This window comes from Pontiella sulfatireligans (genome assembly GCF_900890705.1).
Taxonomy (GTDB): Bacteria; Verrucomicrobiota; Kiritimatiellia; order Kiritimatiellales; family Pontiellaceae; genus Pontiella; species Pontiella sulfatireligans.
This window is the reverse complement of the sequence record NZ_CAAHFH010000004.1, coordinates 81,502-100,989: the sequence shown is the minus strand read 5'-3', so window position 1 is coordinate 100,989 and position 19,488 is coordinate 81,502. Positions and strand designations below refer to the sequence as shown.

Annotated in this window: 9 protein-coding genes; all 9 read left to right on the top strand. The window is 53.8% G+C overall.

The window, feature by feature from the left end:
• The first annotated feature begins 125 nt into the window (after positions 1 to 125).
• The 9 genes from SCARR_RS27515 (at position 126) to SCARR_RS27475 (ending at position 19,483) form a co-directional block, all read left to right on the top strand.
• Positions 126 to 815, top strand: a complete 690-nt coding sequence (locus tag SCARR_RS27515) for an SDR family NAD(P)-dependent oxidoreductase (protein WP_136065922.1) — start codon at positions 126 to 128, stop codon at positions 813 to 815.
• Between the two features lie 247 nt (positions 816 to 1,062).
• Positions 1,063 to 3,297, top strand: a complete 2,235-nt coding sequence (locus SCARR_RS27510; RefSeq protein WP_168433668.1) for a sensor histidine kinase — start codon at positions 1,063 to 1,065, stop codon at positions 3,295 to 3,297.
• Between the two features lie 121 nt (positions 3,298 to 3,418).
• Positions 3,419 to 4,048, top strand: a complete 630-nt coding sequence (locus SCARR_RS27505) for a response regulator (protein ID WP_136065919.1) — start codon at positions 3,419 to 3,421, stop codon at positions 4,046 to 4,048.
• 192 nt (positions 4,049 to 4,240) lie between these two features.
• Complete coding sequence (locus SCARR_RS27500; RefSeq protein ID WP_136065917.1) at positions 4,241 to 7,474, top strand: hypothetical protein; 3,234 nt, start codon at positions 4,241 to 4,243, stop codon at positions 7,472 to 7,474.
• 343 nt (positions 7,475 to 7,817) lie between these two features.
• Complete coding sequence (locus SCARR_RS27495) at positions 7,818 to 10,661, top strand: hypothetical protein (protein WP_136065915.1); 2,844 nt, start codon at positions 7,818 to 7,820, stop codon at positions 10,659 to 10,661.
• Positions 10,662 to 10,934: 273 nt separating this feature from the next.
• A complete protein-coding gene (locus SCARR_RS27490; protein ID WP_136065913.1) occupies positions 10,935 to 12,608 on the top strand; it encodes a sulfatase-like hydrolase/transferase in 1,674 nt (557 codons plus the stop codon).
• Between the two features lie 126 nt (positions 12,609 to 12,734).
• Positions 12,735 to 15,080, top strand: coding sequence for a glycoside hydrolase family 2 TIM barrel-domain containing protein (locus SCARR_RS27485; RefSeq protein WP_136065911.1), 2,346 nt, complete (start codon positions 12,735 to 12,737; stop codon positions 15,078 to 15,080).
• Entirely contained in the window at positions 15,077 to 17,203 is a 2,127-nt protein-coding gene (locus SCARR_RS27480) for a beta-galactosidase (protein WP_136065909.1), read from the top strand. The genes SCARR_RS27485 and SCARR_RS27480 overlap by 4 nt, the downstream gene beginning before the upstream one ends.
• Positions 17,204 to 17,284: 81 nt before the next feature.
• Entirely contained in the window at positions 17,285 to 19,483 is a 2,199-nt protein-coding gene (locus SCARR_RS27475) for an MFS transporter (RefSeq protein WP_136065907.1), read from the top strand.
• Positions 19,484 to 19,488: the final 5 nt, after the last annotated feature.

The following is a 19,488-nucleotide window of genomic DNA, read 5'->3' as shown; positions in this document are numbered from 1 at the left end:
GGATGCGTGGCCACGAATGTGCGCAGAGAACACAAAGCGCTAGAGGTTTTACTTTGCTCTCTTTGTGGTCTTTTGTGGCAAAAAAACCGATGTTTTGTCATAATATCGATAGTAATTAAAAAAGGATGTTCAATGAAAACAGTATTAATTACAGGAGCCAATCGGGGCATCGGACTTGGACTGGTTCGTACTATCTGAATGAAGGCTGGCGCGTGGTTGCCTGTTCCCGCCGGAACGCGCCGCCGCTTCAGGAGCTGGCCAGCCGGCATGGTGAACGCTGCATGCCTGTATCGCTTGATGTAAGCGATGAAAGCTCCATTGCTCAGCTGGGCAATCTGTCGGGAAAGGTTGAACTGGACCTGCTGATCAACAATGCCGGCATCTCGGTTGAAGAAAATTGTGGCGAGTGGACCGTCGCCGGGTTTGAGCAGTCTTTTAGGGTGAATGCCGTCGGACCGGCGTTGGTCGCGCAGGCTCTGGCGGCTCTCATGCGAGCGGACGCGACGATTGTTAATGTTACATCCGGCATGGGTTCTTTCGGGCTGCACATTAATCCGGACAACGGACTCGATGCCTATGCCATGAGCAAGGCTGCGTTGAACATGTTCACCCTGCGGATGGCTGGAAAGCCGGAGTTCCATGGGAAGATCGTGGTCTGCATGAATCCCGGATGGATTAAAACCGATATGGGTGGCGATGAGGCTCCCGGCACGGTTGCCTCGGTGGCTGAAGAAATGGCGGGAACGATTGCGCGCCTCCAACCCGGAATGTCGGGGCGGTTTCTTTCGGCGTCCGGGGAGGTGGTTGAGTGGTAATGCTCTGTCGGAGAAGTATTGCTCAGGTGACGAAATGTTGCGATGCAACGGTTTAACGGCTGCCCGTGAAGCGATTATTTCTTCAGGAAATCATCTATTCGGGCGTCCTTCTGTTAAACAGGGAAGCAGCAGGGGCTAAGCGGAACAATCGGCGAGGGGCAGGAGCTTCCAAAGCTTGGAGCCCATCGGCATGAAAGGGTTCCAATGCTTGGAATGCTGGATATATTCGGGTATATCCTCTGGCATCATGGTTAAGGTAGAATTCCATTGTAGACTTCTTGCTGCTTGGCTGACGGCCGTTTTCTTTTGGGTTGGATCGGTGGTGGCCCAGCCGGTCATCGACAGCATTGCGCAGATCCGTCGCCTGTCGCCGGAGGAAGCGGCGAAAAACATTTCCGTTCTTCTGGACGCACAGGTGGTGAGTGTCGGGCCGGAAGGCCGCCACTTTTTTGTCTTCGCTGAAAGCGCGGGGATATATGTCGGGCGTCCCGGCGATATTACAAAACAACCGAAGGTCCATGCCGGGGACTGGATCCGAATCGATGGCATGACCGATCCGGGGGAATTTGCTCCGGTCATTATCGCCCATAGGATTGAGGTACTCCGCTCGGGGCCGTTGCCCGTTGCCCGACCTTACAGGCTTGATGAGATCCATGATCCGGCAAGCGACTGCGACTGGGTTTCGGTAGAGGGCCGATTGACCGCGGTTTCTGACGATACAGGTACGCATGGAAGGGTTCTGTTAACGTTGGAGATGCATGAATCGATTCAGATGGGAGTACATCTTCTTGCGTCGGAAGAGGTCTGGAAAAGACTGCCGAAACTTATGTTTAGCCGTGTCCGCGTTAATGCGTTGGTCGGAACGCTGTATAATAGTCAGCGGCAGCTAACCGGCCATGTCTTTGTGATCAACTCCATCAACGATATTAAACTCCTGGTCGAGGAGGAGGCATCGAAGGAGCCGTTGGCTTTGCCCATTCATTCCCTGATGCGTATTGGGGCGGACCGTCGTCAGGCGGTTCGAACGAAGGGAGTCGTGACCTATGCATCGCCGAACGAAATCTTTTTGCGTGGCGAGGGAGCAAGCCTGAGGGTGGCTGTTCTGGATGGAACCGAGCTGCAGGTCGGACAGGTCGTGGAAGTGGACGGGGTCGTCTGGCCTCAGCCGGTCAGTCCTGCATTCCGGGCCCGGAACGTTGCCGTGCTCGAGGACCCGGATGCGTTGCCTGAGCCGGGAGAAATTATACTGGAGGAGCTGACCAGTTCCGACCGTCCTGAGGATTTGCTCGACCCGAGAATGAACTATGAGCTGGTCAGGATTCGTGCTCAGCTGGTGGAGATCGGAAAGTCATTCAGGCTCTCGCCCAGCGATCTGGGTGATTCCGGACAGCAAAGCCTGTTGTGCCGTTCGGGATCGCACCTGTTCGAAGCCTTGCTGCCTGCGGGCATGCAGGCCGGGAGGCAGTTGAAGTCGGGAGCTTTTCTCGAGTTAACGGGGATCTGCAACCTCGTGCAGAAAAAGAACCTGCAATGGAGGCTCTATCTCGACCGGTTCTGGATTCAAATTCGGAGTGAAGGGGATATTGTTGTTTTACAGCCTGCACCTTGGTGGACGCCGAAACGGATGTTCTGGATTTCCGGAACAGCGTTGGGGTTGTCGATGCTGTTTTTAATCTGGGTTGTCGCCCTGCGTAAAACGGTGGATCGGCAGACGAGAATCATCGGCGAAAAAATCGAGCGGGAATCAATACTGGATGAGCGGCAGCGCATTGCCCGCGAACTGCACGACAATCTAGACCAAGGAATTACCGGCGCGGCCATGCAGTTGCTCGGTTGTCGGAAATTTCTGGAGACCAGCATCACGAAGTCGCTGGAAGCAATTAGAGCCGCTATGGGGCAGTCTGGGAAAGCCACGGGTTCGTTGGAATCGCAATTGAAGGATCAGCTGGACGCAATGGAACGAGACGCGGGGCGCAGCAGCGGGGAGCTCCAGTCGGTGCAGGCCATGCTGGCGCATTGCGGCGAGGAATCGCGCTCCCAGATTCTTGATCTGCGCGACGGCCTGTTGGAACGGATGAATCTTCCGGCGGCATTGCGCGAAACGTTGGCGCCTCTCGCCGATGAGTGCGGTGCTGCGTTGGATGTGATGGTTGCAGGAGAACCCCGTCGCTTAAAACTGGTGGCGGAGCGCAATTTGCTGCTTATCGCCAAGGAGTCTGCAACGAATGCGGTGCGTCATGGCGCTCCATCCCATATCCGCGTAAAGCTTTGTTATGAGGACGCATCCCTTTCGCTCGGCATTGAAGATGATGGTTGCGGATTCCCATTGGATAAGCTTCCGCTAGCGGGACATTTTGGATTGCTGGGCATGCGTGAGCGTGCCAATAAACTGGGGGCGGAGATACGGGTCGACAGCTCTCCGGGGCAGGGCACCTCTGTTAAAGTGGATCTGTCCTCCATCGCTGAATGGGAGCTGGGTTAAGACTGTTGCGCAGTTGTCCAAGGTTGAAGGTTGAAGGGTTGCGCATGCCCGCTTACGGGTGGCTTTAGACCGTTCGACGTTTAGACTTTAGACTCGGGATTTTGATGAAAGGAAGGGAGTTATGGGCAAGAACACGAGAATTTTAATCGTAGATGACAACGCGATGCTGCGCTTTGGGTTGATCGGCGCTATCGGGCATGAGGAGGGGTTGGAGGTCGTCGGCGAGGCCGCCTCCGGTTCCGAAGCTTTTGATCTCTATAAAAAGCTCAAGCCGGATGTCGTTACGATGGACTATAAAATGCCCGGCATGAATGGGGTGGAGTGCACCCGCCAGATTCTGGCTGAATTCCCCGATGCCAGGATCATACTTTTCTCCGTCTTCGAAACTGAAGAGGATATTTGGAAGTCGGTAAAGGCCGGGGTCAAGGGCTACCTCACCAAGAATGCCGGCGCGGTCGAGGACGTCATGGAGGCGATCTATGAAGTGGCCGGTGGCGGAACCTATTTCCCCGCCCTGATTGCCGAGAAAATCGAGGCACGCAAGCTGCAGGAGGAGCTGACCCCGCGGGAGTTGGAGGTGTTGCAGCTGCTGGGCGAGGGGAAAAGCAATAAGGATATTATTGAACACTTTGATATTTCCCTTTCCACTGTGAAGCATCACATCACCAACATTCGCGAAAAACTCGGCGCCACCGACCGCACGCAAGCGGTCGTAATTGCCTATAAAAAAGGCATATTACACGTCGATTAGCCGGAAAACCTGTACATTTGTCCTATATGGTCCTTTTGGCCCATATACACAAAAATAGCGATTCGCTATACCTCTTAATGTTAACTGTCTCGTAGGTGGGTTTTGTCGGATGCAAAACCGCGGGGTTGATAAGGAAATAAGGAGTAGAGTGAGATGAAAAAAACACTAAGATTGTCGGCGTGTTTATTCGCAATGGCATTTACGGTGCACGCTGCGGTTATCTTTGAGGATACCTTCGGCTACCCAGATGGAGACGTAAATGGCTCGAACGGTTGGGTTGCGACAAGCAACGGTGCCACGTTCAATGTGGTCGGTGGCGAGCTGCTGATGGCTAAGGAGAATCAGGGCAATAGACTGATGCTCTCCGGCCCCGGCAATGGAACCAGCATTGTACCCGGTGATTCAATTAAAATCACGATTGATCACCGGCATAGGATTCCCAACGACCGCAAGCATGCGCGCGTCATGACGTTTGGTGTTCAGACCAATGGAGTGACAGCCGATGGTGTAGCTCAATCGGATACGGTTTCCGGATTTAATCATTTTTGGGGGCAAGAGCTGACGCGTCAGTCCGGCGAATTGCGCTATACAGCTGAAGAAGCCTCATGGTGGAGCCAACCTGCCACATACGGGCATTCTAGAAAAGCCCTTGAAGACTGTGGATTTAATCCCTTCGGTTATGACACCAACAGCATGACGGATATTGCTACGGTCGATTCTGATTCCGATACGATTCGTATCATATACACGTTGACCAAATCTCACGTTACCAATCAGTTTGATGCGGCTGTAACGACAAGTAATCTGACTTCGGGAATCAGCTATACCAGCTCGATAACGGGCATGGAACGTACTGGTGCATGGGCGAGCTCAAACTACTGGTTCTTCGTTGGCTCAAATCCGGAAGTCGGTGTTGATTTCACCAATTTGATTGCTAACGTGAAAATGGAAAAACTTCCTCCGGCACTGCTGCCTCCGACCTCCGTGTCTGCATTGGGATTGGATGGCTCGATTTCGCTCAGCTGGACGTTGATGCCCGGAGCAACGACGTATGATGTCTACAGATCAACAACTTCAGGCGTTTTCGTGGATCCACCGGTTTCAGTTTCTACTGAAAGTTATACCGATCCGACCGTTGTGAACGGTACCCCCTACTATTACGCAGTTGTGGCTAATTATTACAATGGCGACTCGATTAAATCCGGTGAAGCTACTGCGACTCCGCAAGCGATCTACGCTGATCAAGCGGTGTTTTTCGCCGATTTCAGTCCCTACGCGCTGGGTGATCTGGCTGCAACGGCTGACTGGAATGCCATTTCCGGAAGCGGCAACAACGCATTTGACGTGATTGACGATGGCGGTACAAAGAAGGCAGACACTGCTTCCGTTGAGGCCGATTTTGATTCCACCGTTGGAAACGCGGTCTATCTGGATCGTCTGATCAGCAACGAGCAGGATGATCAGATTGATGGATATATCGATGTTGTTATCTCCTCGAGTGCCACTGGCGGAGCTGATTCCGATCACGTCAACTGGAGTGTAATGAACTTTGGTCTGAGCGGCAGTACAACTGAAGCTCTGGGTGTTACCAAAAGCATGATGGCCCTGTTCAGGGTATTGGTACGATTCGAAAATAACATCAATCTAATGTTTGCCGCGACTGGGAACGATTCAGACGCTAACCGCCTTGCTTACCTGAGTTGGAGCGAAGCGGGTTGGAATCCAAAACCGATTTTTGCGACTGGCAAACCTTGGATTGGAGACAGTGAAGCGCCGCTTGACCTGGTGACAGACCCGATTCGCATCTCCTGGTCTATTCGCAAGACCCGCGAAGCCGGCGTGTATCAGGCATGGGCTTCGATGTCTAACCTGACCACCAGTGCCGTGAATGACGGTACGCCGACTGAGATCGACTTTGCTACGTACAGTGCAACTGATCTGTATGATGCACCTGCGTCCCTCTTCGTTATGGGTCATGACCCGGAATCCAATGATGGCGTTAAGCTCAGTACGCTGCATGCCACGGTGGGTGAGGTGAGTGTCACGCATGAAAGCGGCGTTCTTCCGGTTGTGATTGCGCCCGTCGTGACCAGTGTCCTGGAAGGCGATCGTCAAGTTTCAATCGGCTGGGATCCGGTCCTGGATGCCCGAAGTTATACCCTGACCGTTGAAACACCGGGCCCCGAGTTCTATACGGTGGTCAGTAGTGAGAATATTACATCGATCACGGATTCGCCGCGTTGGAACGACATTGCCAATACGTATGCGCTAACGGCGAATTTCGATGGCGACCTGGCTCCGAATACCGCCAGCACGAACTTTGTGGCTGCTCCGATTGGATTGGTGCCGGCATTCGCAGTCGATACGTTTGGTACTGCAAATATGGATACGTCTCTGGCGCAGATATCAAACTCGGTTGACTGGGCTACCATCGATGCCATGACCACACCGTTCTTTGAAAATGGAGTGAATGGCTATACAGGTCCTAATCTGTACGGGATGTTCAAAGGCAAGCAGGCTGTGGATGGCGTGACGTTGGCTGCAAAAGTCCAGAGCAATGGCGAAAGTGTCAACTTCGGTCTCGCTCTCGGATGGAAAAGTTGGCCTTACGCTTCCGTACTCGCCTTCATTGAGGCATCGGATATGGGTACCGCATCTTTCGATGCGACTGCGGAAACCCTCAATATCGAGGCGTCCTGGGGAGCCAGTACAACCGGTAATTCAGGAAATACGGATAATGGAGTTCGCATGGCCATTCGCAATGGTTCGACCTGGTATGCATCAGATGAGAACATTCTTGCGACGGACGGAACCGCAGGTCAATCCAAGACCATCATTGTTGCCGATGTTGCCAATGCCGACTGGAGGCCGATTACCGGAATCAATGCCGCTTCGACTTCAGAAATGTGGATTGGAGCTGCGGTATCCGGCAGCACCTTTACAGACGTCACTGCGATTGGATGGTTCCAGACGAGGGGATGGAGCTCAAGTATCTATGGGCTTGAGGTCAAGGTGCAGGGCGCACTGCCTTCATATGAATACTGGGCAGAAAACAGCGGGCTGGTCAGCTCAAATAGTGCGGCCGGTGATGATCCGGACTTCGATGGCCTGGTCAACGAGAAGGAATACGCCTTTGGCGGAGATCCGCTGGCAGCTGATACCGCTATGTTACCGGTGATGGACTTAACCATCCAGCCTGAGCCGGGCACAGGTAATGATACCTTTACCTATGTGTATATGAAACAGCGTGATCCGGAAGCCGGCATTACCTATAACTTGAAGGAAACTGAATATCTGCAGTTTGGCGGCTGGGATCCTGCCAGTTATACAGCCACAGAATCCGTGGTTGATTATTACTGGTCGGTAGTCACCAACTACGTTCCGGTTACGGCTGATACAACCTTCCTGAAGCTGGATATCGAATAAAGTTTCATCTCATGGAGAGTAATCTCCTCAGGGGAATCCCGCTCTCGGGCGGGATTCCCCGAATCACTTTGAAGGCTGAACGATTTTTAATGACCGGATGCAACACGAAAGAAATTTCCAATGATTGGAATGTAAAGGGGCACCACTGCGGTGCCCTTTTTTTCAACGTTCCGGGGATTGGAATGTCGTAGTAGAGGCAGTGGTTAGGCGCGGCTGAAACGCCCGACGAGGGCATCGGGCAACAGCGCCGCGTTCTTTCGCTGTAGGCCGGGTGCCCCTACCCGGCGAAGCATAGCCAGTGATTTATGAATGGTATTATCGTTGCACAAGAGGAGAATATCCAATGTTTGGAAAAAGATCAGTTGGTATAGTATTACTTTATTTGTTTGCAACAGGAGCCATTGCGCAGACCGCCGTGGACATCAATCTGAACGTCCGGCACACCGTGGGTGGCGTGTCGGAGTTTGACCGCGAAAAATATATTGTGCTTCATGCCGGGTTGACGGATGGCGACTGGGATTCCGATGTGCAGCGCGAAAGCTTTCTGAACGGCTATGATGTTTATTTGGGCCGGAATAACGGTTCGATGCCGTGGAACCTGTCCCAGACCACCGAAGATCCGGCCAAGCCCGGTTGGTGCAACCATTCCAGTCTGGCATCGCGCGGCATCACTGCCCGCAACAACTATGCCTTGGAAACCGAAGCCCATGCGTTGGAGTTCCGCGCGAACAAGATGATGCACGGCGGACAGATGTCTATGTATCCCAACGGGATTACGAATAATGTTCAGAAAAACTTCGCTTTTGCTGATGGCGACTATGATGCATTGGGCGATTATTTTGAAAATTACCTGACCGACTTCTTTGGCGCCGGGGGAATGGACGGGCAGCCCAAACCGACCATGGTGGAGGTGGTCAATGAACCTTTTGTGACGGCCACGAAATATAGCACCACCCGCGCCAATATTTCCCGCATGCATACCAATGTAGCGGCGGCGATCAAGAATTCGCACCCGGAGGTGCTGGTCGGCGGATACACGGCCGCGCATCCGCAGTACGAGGGGAACAACAGCAGCTTTTCTCATTGGGAGGCCAACTGGAAAACCTTCATTGATATTGCCGGCACCAACATGGATTTCTTTTCGTTGCATCTCTACGACAACCCGCAGGGGAGCACGAACGTGCTGGATACCATGTACCGCAGCGGGAGCAATGTGGAAGCCTTGCTGGATATGATCGAGCACTACAGCATGCTGAAGCTCGGCGAGGTTAAACCCTTCAATATTTCCGAATACGGGAGCCTGTCCGTCACCAACGGCGCTCCCTATGAACCAAATGATGACTGGGGGGATGTCCGCTCGTTCTCCACCATCATGATGCAGTTGCTGGAACGGCCGGATCGAATTGTTCAGGCTATTCCGTTTGTGATTTTAAAGGCGGAGTGGGGGCGTAAAGACGGCTATCCCTATCCGACGCGCCTGCTCTATGACGTTGATGAGCTGACCGGCAGTCCTAAAGATGACGATGGCCCATGGGCGTATACGCATCGCCTTAAGTTTTTTGAGTTATGGAAAGAGGTGAACGGAACCCGTGTGGAAACGGTTGCCTCCGATCCCGATATTCAGGTGGATGCCTATGTAAACGTGACGAACGCATTTGTCATTGTCAGCAGTCTGGACCACACCGGCCCGCAGACGGTGGACCTGAACGTGCTTGGGGCAGTGGCAGGCCTTCAAAGCATTGAAGTGAAGCATGCCTATGCGGCTCCATCCGGTGAGCCTATGTTCGATAACTATATCACCAATGATCTGCCGTCCATTACACTGCCCGCGTCCTCTACGGCTGTGATTAAATATACCTATGCCCATGCCGTGCAGCAGAATGAACAGGCCACCGAAGAAAAATATTATGCAACGACGTATTTGCAGCCGATCAGTGCGAATACACCGATCATCTTCAGCATCACCAATGTTGCGCATGCGGCACCGTTCGGCGAAGCTGTCCTGCGCCTTGGCCTTGGCCGGAATCACGGCGATTCGCTGCAACCCACGCTGCTGGTCAACGGAACTGCCGTGCCGGTGCCGACAGACTGGCGCGGGTACGATCAGTCCACCCGCAATTCGTTTTATGGTGTACTCGAAATTCCGGTTCCTTATGCGCTGCTGCAGAGCAGTAACACCATATCAGTCGAGTTCAATGATGCTGACGGCGGTTATGTGGCCAGCGTGGCCATGCAGGTATTTGAATTCAGTGCTGATATCCGTAATCCACCGGTTTATATTCCGATCGACTATCACCAGATTGTTGGCTCCGATATTATTTTGGGCTTTACCAATGGGCCGGCGGACAGTTTCTTCTCGCTGCATTCCAAGACCAACCTGATGGATTCTGCTTGGAGCACCACTCAGACTAACCTGCCGATTGATGGGACGGGGGCCGGTTCGGTCACGCATTCGATCATTGCTCCACAGGAATTTTTTCGTCTGGTTGAGGATGTAGTGCTGTCTGCACCGTTTGGGGGACTCATTGAGTTTACCGCTCCAGACTATAGCAACGCTCCCTTGGACGGGCAGCAAAGCTGGAATGCAGAAGCCCAATGGGCCGTCGCTGACGCCGCTGGTTCCGGGCATGCCGCCACTGCGCAAAATAGTGAGATTGCAGTGTTGAACGAGGCCGTCACGTTGGGGCTTGGTCAAACCTACAGTCTTAGCGTCAACTTGGAGTTTGGAGGAACATATTCAACTCCTACGGCTCATGTTTACGCATTCCTGTCCGGCTTGAAGGTCGACAACACCGCCAGCGCGCACGTGGAAACCGGCGATGCGGTTTCTGCCGATGCCAGCATCCAGATTATCTCGGGCACCGATGATTATCGTCTGCTCAATAACTGGGCTCCGCTGGGCAGCCAAATCACTACTGCAACGCTCGATGCTGGGGATATTCTTCAGTACAACTATGAACTCACCCTTGGGTCACATGCCTCCAACACAACCTACACGGTACAGTTGCAGAACCTGACCGATGGAACCGACACCGGCGTGGGCACTGTAGCCGGAGTGCATGCAGACGTTTATGCTGCGCTCACCGGATCCGGTGCCTATGCTTTTGTCCAAAGAATTGCCCCGGGTAACGGTGGCTCTGGTCTCACCGGTTTGCAGGTGAACTCCGTCACCATCTCAAAACCGTAAAGTTGCTATGAGTGGAGCGCTTCCTAATGGTATTCGGTTGACCCGCTTCTAGGTCAGCGTCGCGCCGTGAAACAAACCCGGCCAGCTTGTTCCGGTCCTTTTCCGTATCGGCCATTTGGTCAGGTATCCACGGTTTTCAATTTAATATAGCCTGTCTGCTCCTATAGGAAAAAAGAGCATAACGAGAGTGAAGTGGCGGTTGACAGGTTGATGCGATAACGAATCACGGGCAATGTGTCGCACGGCGCCGGCCATTGAACCTGGAGGAAGAAAATGAATAAACAGTTTTTTGCCATGGGAATGGCGTTTTTAGCGGCGGTTGCCGTGATGGCGGCCGAGCGCCCCAACATGGTCATCATCATGTCGGACGATTCAGGCTATTCGGACCTCGGCTGCTATGGCGGCGAGATTGATACGCCGAACCTGGATAAACTGGCGAAGAAGGGGATGCGCCTGAGCAACTTCTACACCAACGGCCGGTGCAGTCCAACGCGGGCCTCGCTGCTGAGCGGCCTCGACTGCGCCAAGGTGGGCTTTGGCGGCGGCGTCGTGGGCGACTGGAGCCGGGAGATGCCGTATCCTGCACACCGTGCGCGAATGCCTTACGATATCCCGCTGCTGCCCGAGCTGATGAAGGAGGCGGGCTACCGCACCCTGATGTCCGGCAAGTGGCACATGGGCGGCAGCACCATGAAATTCAGTGAAGGATCCCAGAAAGTCTGGAAGCAGTATCATGAAGGCTGGGAGCTGACTCAGGAAGAAATGGAGCAGGATTATCTGGGGCTTCCGATGCAGCGAGGATTCGATGAATATTTCGGCCTGTATGGCGCTCAGAACAGTCTGTTCTTTGTTCCCGGGCAGGCGCACCCGATGATGGAAGGCAACGGCCCGGCCAAGCTGAAGTATGACCGCGAATATAACATGCACTGCTTCTCGAAGCGCAAAGACATGAATTACAACGTGAACCATGGCAAATCCGGCAAAGCGTTTTATGCAACGGACGGCGTAACGGATCGCGCCGTTGAAATGATTGAAGATGCTTCCAAGCTGCAAGAGCCGTTCATGTTGTACGTGGCTTACCGCGCGCCGCATAAGCCGCTCCAGGCACCGGAAGAGCTGGTGCAGAAATATTTGAAGAAATACGGGGATCTGGACGTCATTGGTCCGACCCGGACAGAGAACCTTAAAAAAGAAAAGCTCTATCCTGAAGATGCAAAGCACTTTAAGGCGTGGCTTCCGAAAGAGCGCGATGAGCTGCAGCTGCAGTTTGCAATCCATGCGGCTATGATTGAAAAGATCGATGAAAATGTTGGCCACCTCATACAGACGCTGAAGAAGACCGGTGAGCTGGATAACACTTTGGTCCTCTATTTTTCTGACAATGGTGCAGCGGCACACACCAAGGGGATCCAGAATGCACCTTATAACGGCGTGAAGGCGCTGATGTGGGAAGGCGGAACCAAGTCGCACTTCATTGCCGCCTGGCCGGGCAAGATCAAGCCGGACTCCATCTCCCACGAGCAGGTATGGGTGGGCGACCTGATGCCGACCTGCCTGGAGCTGGCCGGCGCGGCATATCCAAAAACCTTCCGCGGCAAGAAGACCGACGGACTCGACGGCCGCAGCATGCTGCCGGTTTTGGTGGGCAAGAAACGCGAGCCGGCTGAAACGCTGTTTTTCAATGATAAAGGGCAGCAGACGGTGATCTATCAAGGCCGCTGGAAACTGCTGATTGAGCCGGGCTGGTATCTGCAGACCCTCGATGTTCCCGGCATTGCCTATGAACTCTACGATCTCGAAAACGATCCGTCGGAAACCAAAAACCTCGCCGACGCCAAGCCCGAAATGGTGCAGCGCCTCGCCAAGGCTTGTGACAAATGGATCGAAGAGTGCGGCATCGTCGACTATGCTGAGCTCATCAAGCTCCGTCCCAACGATCCTTATTAATCTACAAATCCAACGAAATAATTAATGGCCACAAAGAGGCGCAAAAAACACAAAGAACTCGGAGGAGAAGGTCTTCGTGCCTTTTGTGCCTCTTTGTGGCGATCCTCACAGTAGAAGAGAAGTCATATGAGCAGTAGAGGAACAATCAGCCTGAACGGCGAGTGGAAGTTTTTGAAGGACGACCTTAGGGGTGCCGAAGCGGCCGCCTTTGATGATGCGTCGTGGCGCAGCGTGGTTGTCCCGCACGACTGGAGCGTTGAGGCCTCGTTTAGCAATGAGTTCGAAGGGGCTACGGGTTACCTGCCCGGCGGGATCGGATGGTACCGCAAAACATTCCAGTCGTTGGAAACCGAAACGACCTATCTCCATTTTGACGGTGTCTACAACAATGCCTCCATCTATCTCAACGGAGAAAAACTGGGAGACCACCCGTACGGCTATTCGCCGTTTTGCTTTGATGTTTCGGACAAGGTGCGGCCGGGCGAAAACGTGCTGGCCGTGCGGGTCGACCACTCGCGCTACTGCGACAGTCGCTGGTACACCGGTTCCGGCATCTACCGCAACGTCGAGCTGATCGGAACATCGGACACGCACATACCGGTTTGGGGCACATTTGTCACCACGCCGGAAATCTCTGCCGACAAAGCGACCGTTCAGGTGCAGGTTGAAGTGTCTAATCCCGAAGGGGCCGTGCTTTCGATCGCAATCATTGCACCCGACGGGCAGCAGGTGGCAGTTTCGGAGGACAAGGCCCTTCAAGTTTCAAGTTTCAAGTTTCAGGTTTCAAACCCTCAACTGTGGGATGTTGATGCCCCGAATCTATACAAGGCGGTCACGACGGTTTCCAAGGGTGGGAAAACCGTGGATGAATACACGACCACGTTTGGCATTCGCACCATCCGGTTCGATGCCAACGAAGGTTTTTTCCTGAACGGGAAGCACACCTATATCAAGGGCGTCTGCCTGCACCACGACGGCGGTTGCGTTGGCGCGGCCGTGCCCAAGGACGTTTGGCGCCGCCGCTTTGAAACGCTCAAGGCCGCGGGTGTGAACGCCATCCGCATTGCGCATAATCCCGGTTCCTCCGAATTCCTGGACCTGTGCGATGAAATGGGATTGCTGGTGCAGGACGAGTTTTTCGACGAGTGGGACAACCCGAAAGACAAACGCAAAAACATGAACGAGCAGCACGATGACTATATTTCGCGCGGCTACACTGAACATTTTCAGGAGCATGCCGAGCGCGATTTAAAAGACGTTATGCGTTCGCACCGCAACCATCCGTCCATCTTCCAGTGGAGCATCGGCAACGAGATCGAGTGGACCTATCCGCGCAACGCCGAGGCCACCGGCTTCTTCGATGCCGACTGGAGCGGCAACTATTTCTGGGAGCTGCCTCCGCATTCCAAAGACCAAATCGTTGAGCTGCTCAAAACATTGCCGCGTGGCGAATACGACATTGGCGAAACGGCGCAAAAGCTGGCGAAGTGGACGAAGGAACTTGATACATCGCGTCCCGTTATCGCCAACTGCATTCTGCCTTCGGGCAGCTACGAATCCGGCTATGCCGACGCGCTCGACGTGATCGGCTTCAGCTACCGCCGGGTAATGTATGACTATGGACACGCCAACCGTCCCGACCTCCCGGTGATGGGCACGGAAAATCTGGCGCAGTGGCACGAGTGGAAGGCCATCATTGAACGGCCGTTTGTTTCGGGCACCTTCCTTTGGACCGGCATCGACTACATGGGCGAGTCGAACGGCCAGTGGCCGACAACGACCACCGGGTCGGGGCTGCTCGACCGGGCTGGCTTTGAAAAGGGCTCTTACCACATGATGAAAACCCTGTGGAACGACGAGCCGCATGTTCACCTGACTTCCCAGACGTTGGAAAAATCGCCGTACGTTTTCGACGAAGCCACCGGCTTTATCGGCGAAAAGGATCCGGATGCCTGGAAGAAAAAGCTATGGGTCTGGCACGATGTCAACACGCACTGGAACTATGCCGAGGGCGAAAAGATTGCCGTTGAAGTCTATTCCAATTGCGAAAGCGTCGAGCTGTTTCTCAACGGCGAATCGCTGGGCCTCAAGCAGCTGGCCGACTTTGAAGACCGCATCTACAAATGGGCGGTTCCGTTTGCTTCCGGAAAGCTGGAGGCGAGTGCGGCCGCGGCATCGGACCAACTCGCTACTGCCGGCGAGCCTGCCGCAATCAAATTGACTGCGGATGGATGCCATGTGGTTGCACAGCTCGTCGATGAAAGCGGTAATCCCGTTAAAACCGAAGAGCGTGAAATTGTTTTTGAAGTGGCCGGTGCACGTATTCTCGGAGTCGATACAGGATCTCCGTTTAATACGCAGGATTTTCAATCTGATCGCATCACCACCTCGCAAGGCCGCTGCCTGCTGGTGGTGGAGGGGAAGCCAACAACCGTGAAGGCCGTTGCCGGTGAGCTGGAGTGCTCGATATGAAACTCCGTTGCACATGGGCAGGCGAGACGCCTGCGGTACATAAGCCGTACCGCAGGCGTCTCGCCTGCTTCCTGATCGGCCTGCTGGTTTCGGGGGCACATGCCCAGCCGCTTGAGCTGGTTTCCCTTAAGCAGGATGCCCTGCATCCGCGGATTGAATATAACGATACCACCATCGTCTCCAACCTCGGCAACGGCATTTTGGTGCAGACGGGCGGAAACGAAGATTGGCCGAGTATTACGTTTCGATCAATCGGCAAGCCTTGGGATCTGCGGGGCTGCTATACGGTTAAAGTGGATCTAACCAATGCCGGCAGCGCGCCGCTCAATGTTGGGATTCGCCTAGACAATCCATACGAAAAGAAAGAGGACGCGCCGCAGCACGCGCAGGGCTTTGAGATTCTCGATCCGGCGGAGACCAGAACAGTGAGCATCCGCCTTTCTTCCGAGGACTGGATTTTTGAAGAGCCGCTGAATCTGGTCGGAATGCGCCGTGCACCGGGCATCGAGCTGATGGATCTTTCTCAGATTGACCGCATTCAGATTTTTGTGGGCAACACCTCTCAGCCGCATGCCTTTGTCGTCGGCAATCTGCGCGCAGAAGGTTCCGTTAAGAAGGTTGATGGTTCTGGATTCCTCCCGTTTGTGGACCAGTATGGCCAGTACAAGCATGCGGACTGGAAAGAAAAGATTCATGCGGTCGCGGATTTCAAAAAAGCGGTGGCGTTGGAAAATGAAGATCTAAAAAAACATCCGGGATTCGATAACCTCGGAAAATACGGTGGCTGGAAAAATGGTCCAAAGCGTGAAGCAACCGGTTATTTCCGTGTGGAGCAGGTTGACGGCAAATGGTGGTTCGTTGATCCGGACGGGCTGCTGTTCTGGTCGAACGGCCCAACCTGCATGAGTTCGGATTTTGGCTATACCGGCGTGCAGGGCCGCGAAAACTATTTTGAAAACCTGCCGGCCGATGACGAGCCGCTTGGCCAGTTCTATTCCCGCAGCAGCTGGGCGCCGCACGGTTTTTATGCCGACAAGATTCCGTTTAAGATCCAGCAGACCTACAAAGCCAATCTGTTTCGCAAGTATGGCGAAAGCTGGCATGAACAGTTTGTAGACTTGGCGCATAAGCGCTTGAAAAGCTGGGGCATGAACACCGTCGCAAACTGGGCGGCTCCTGATCTTTATCTGAAGCAGCGCACCCCTTATGTCGCTAATTTTTTCATCGAAGGAAACCGGTCGATGGAAGGTTCGAGCGGTTACTGGAGCAAGTTTCACGATGTGTTTGATCCGTCGTTCCGGGCAGCCATCCAGAAAAACCTGAATGCACGCAAAGTTGAATCCTCGGATCCGTGGTGCATTGGGTTTTATGTGGATAATGAAATGTCGTGGGGCAGCGATCAAATGTCGCTGTCGCTCGAAACGCTGGCCTGCCCGGCGGATCAGCCGGCCAAGGTTGAATTTGTTAAGGACCTGAAAGCGAAGTATGACTCCATTGAAAAGCTCAATATGGCGTGGGGGATCGGGCATCTATCCTGGCAATCGCTGCTGGAGTCGCGCGAGACGCCGGATGTGGTTCGGGCTGGAGAGGATTTGAAAAAGTTTTATGTGAAAACGGCCGATACGTATTTTGGAACCGTGAAAGAAGAATTGAAGACAGCTGCGCCGAACCATCTCTATCTCGGCTGCCGGTTTGCTTGGGTCAACGATGCCTCGGCCATTTCGGCATCTAAATATTGCGATGTCGTCAGCTACAACAAATACCACCACAGCATCCGTAATTTGCGCCTGCCGTATTTTATCGACCGGCCGGTCATTATTGGCGAATACCATTTCGGTTCAACCGAGCGGGGCCATTTCCATCCGGGGCTGCGCGAAGCGGACACGCATGAAAAAAGGGCCGAAAAGTTCAAGGGCTATGTCGTCAGCGCATTGGATAATCCCCAGATGGTGGGGGTGCATTGGTTCCAGTATGTTGACGAGCACATTGCCGGCCGCGCGGACGGGGAAAACTACAACGTCGGGCTGGTCGATATTTGCGATACGCCATATCCGGAAATGGTCGAAGCCATCCGAAAAACCAGTAAAACCATGTATGAATATCGCTTGGGAAGCGGGAATTGAAGGAACATGGGAAAATGCATTGAAGAAACTCTTCTATAAGGTGTATATGTTGTTTTGTTAACTGAAACAAAAAGGGATGCCATGTCTGAAGCACTAGAGCACGAAAAAGAACTCAACAGGGAGGCGACGAAACCCGAGGACCGGGTGCCGTTCGGCCAGAAATTCGCATATTCCATGGGCGTGGTCTCCGACCACTATGCCAATGTCTGTCTGTCAATGTTCATGACGGCCTTTTTTGTCGATTTCCTGAAGCTGGGAGCGGCAATGGTCGGATATGCCATGGGAACGGCGCGTTGCTGGGATGCCTTTACCGACCCCGTGGTAGGTACGCTGTCCGATCGCAGCAAGAGCCGTTTCGGACGACGCAAACCGTTTATTTTTGTCGGTGCAATTCTGACCGGTCTGTTTTTTCCGGTCATCTGGATGGTTCCGGAAGGCTGGGCACCGGCGGCAATCAGCGCCTACCTGTTTATTGCACTGCTGATTTTCTACACATTCTACTCCATTTTCTCCGTTCCCTACGAAGCGCTTGGTGCCGAACTGACGCCGGACTACAAAGAACGAAGCTCGATCTTTGTGGTGCGCTCCGTTGTGCAGCAGGTGTTTAATCTGGGGATCATCTGGATCTTCCCCTTTGCCATGTGGTTGGCCACCAAGGCCTGGATCGGCGGCGAGGTCAACGGGGTTCGCGCGGTCAGCTGGCTGATTGCCGTGATGGTCGTTGTTGCTGGGATCATTCCTGCCCTTGGCTGCGTTGAGCGGTATCGTGAGATCGCCAAGAAACAGGAAAAGACGGAGTTTTGGACCGGGGTCAAAGCGCTTCTCCGGAACAAACCTTATCTCATTATCATTGGTACGATTTGCACCTATTTGTTCTCGATCATCGCCACCATGAACCTGGCCTATTTCGTCAATGTCTACTATGTGTACGGCGGTGAAATTCAGGCTGGCGCCATACTCGGCGGCATTGACGGCACCCTGCGTTTCTTCTTCTCTGTCGCGGCGGCGTGGGGGATCAAGATGCTGGGCGACCGGTATGACAAGCATCACATGCTAATGGGCTGTGTCACGATGCTGATGTTCTCGTTTGTCGGTATCTACTTCACAACCCTGCCGGGCCATCCGTGGCTCACGTTGGTGATGAAGCCCTTCCTGGCGATCGGCGAGGTTGGCTTCTGGGTGCTGGTTTTGTCCATGCGTGCGGATGTGTGCGACTGGGATGAACACCAAACCGGAAAACGCAACGAAGGATTGATCGCGGCATCCATGAACTGGGTCAACAAGATGGCCATCACGATGGCCGTGATTGTGTCCGGGCTCCTGCTCCAGAACGTGGTCAAGTTCGACAGCAACCTGAATGAAAAGGTCGCGTCGCTGGTTTCCATCGAGGAGTTGTCCGTCATTAAAGGGCAGGTTGCTGTTGAAGAGACTCCGGCCTATAAAGCGCTGCTGGCCATCGAAAAGGAGGACGGCGATGCCGTTACCCTGGAGCAACTGGTCGAGAAAATGGAGTTGCAGGCTGTTGAAGGGATTACGGAGCAGCAAGCTATTGACGAGGCTAAAGAGCAGGTGGCCATCAAGGCGGCGGTCTATAAGGCGCTGCTGGCGGCCGACAAGGAAGATGACAAAGACAATGCAAAGGATGGCATCACCCTCGAACGCCTGACCCGGATTGTGGAACTGCAAGCCGTTCTTAAGGAACAGGTTGTTATAAAGGAGCAGATTGCAACTAAAGCTAAAGCCGCTTTCGAGGCGCTGCCTGCAACCGAGAAGGAAGGTAAAGATGCCGTCACTCTCGAAAGCCTGAACCTGACCATGGAGCAGCAAGCCATGACTAAGGCGCTGGCGACCCTAAAGGAGGAGGTCGCCAGTAAAGCACCGGCTGAATTTGCGGCGCTGCCGGCGGCCAAGAAGGAAGGCAAAGAGGCCGTCACTCTCGAAAGCCTGACCGAGAAGATGGAGCAGGAGTCTATGGTCAACCTCAAAGCTCTGATCGCGATCGAAGCGGCGACCGCCTATCAGGCGTTGCCTGCGGCCGAGAAAGAGGGCGAAGAAGCCGTCACGCTGGAGCGTCTGACCAAGACCCTGGAGCAGAAGCAAGTCATGAGAAAGCAGTCGCCCGGCACCATGCAGCGCCTGCGCATCTGCTATACGCTTCCTCCGGTGATTGCACTGGCCATCTGCTTGCTCCTTATGTGGAAGTATCCACTCACCCACGACCGGCTTTCGAAGGTCCGAAAGGAACTTGAAGATCGCCGTGGTAAAACGATCGAAACATAATGGAA

Bases quoted from the DNA above. Each gene is read 5' to 3' on its own strand.
- SCARR_RS27515 (WP_136065922.1), top strand. From the start codon at position 126: ATGTTCAATGAAAACAGTATTAATTACAGGAGCCAATCGGGGCATCGG.
- SCARR_RS27510 (WP_168433668.1), top strand. From the start codon at position 1,063: ATGGTTAAGGTAGAATTCCATTGTAGACTTCTTGCTGCTTGGCTGACG.
- SCARR_RS27505 (WP_136065919.1), top strand. From the start codon at position 3,419: ATGGGCAAGAACACGAGAATTTTAATCGTAGATGACAACGCGATGCTG.
- SCARR_RS27500 (WP_136065917.1), top strand. From the start codon at position 4,241: ATGGCATTTACGGTGCACGCTGCGGTTATCTTTGAGGATACCTTCGGC.
- SCARR_RS27495 (WP_136065915.1), top strand. From the start codon at position 7,818: ATGTTTGGAAAAAGATCAGTTGGTATAGTATTACTTTATTTGTTTGCA.
- SCARR_RS27490 (WP_136065913.1), top strand. From the start codon at position 10,935: ATGAATAAACAGTTTTTTGCCATGGGAATGGCGTTTTTAGCGGCGGTT.
- SCARR_RS27485 (WP_136065911.1), top strand. From the start codon at position 12,735: ATGAGCAGTAGAGGAACAATCAGCCTGAACGGCGAGTGGAAGTTTTTG.
- SCARR_RS27480 (WP_136065909.1), top strand. From the start codon at position 15,077: ATGAAACTCCGTTGCACATGGGCAGGCGAGACGCCTGCGGTACATAAG.
- SCARR_RS27475 (WP_136065907.1), top strand. From the start codon at position 17,285: ATGTCTGAAGCACTAGAGCACGAAAAAGAACTCAACAGGGAGGCGACG.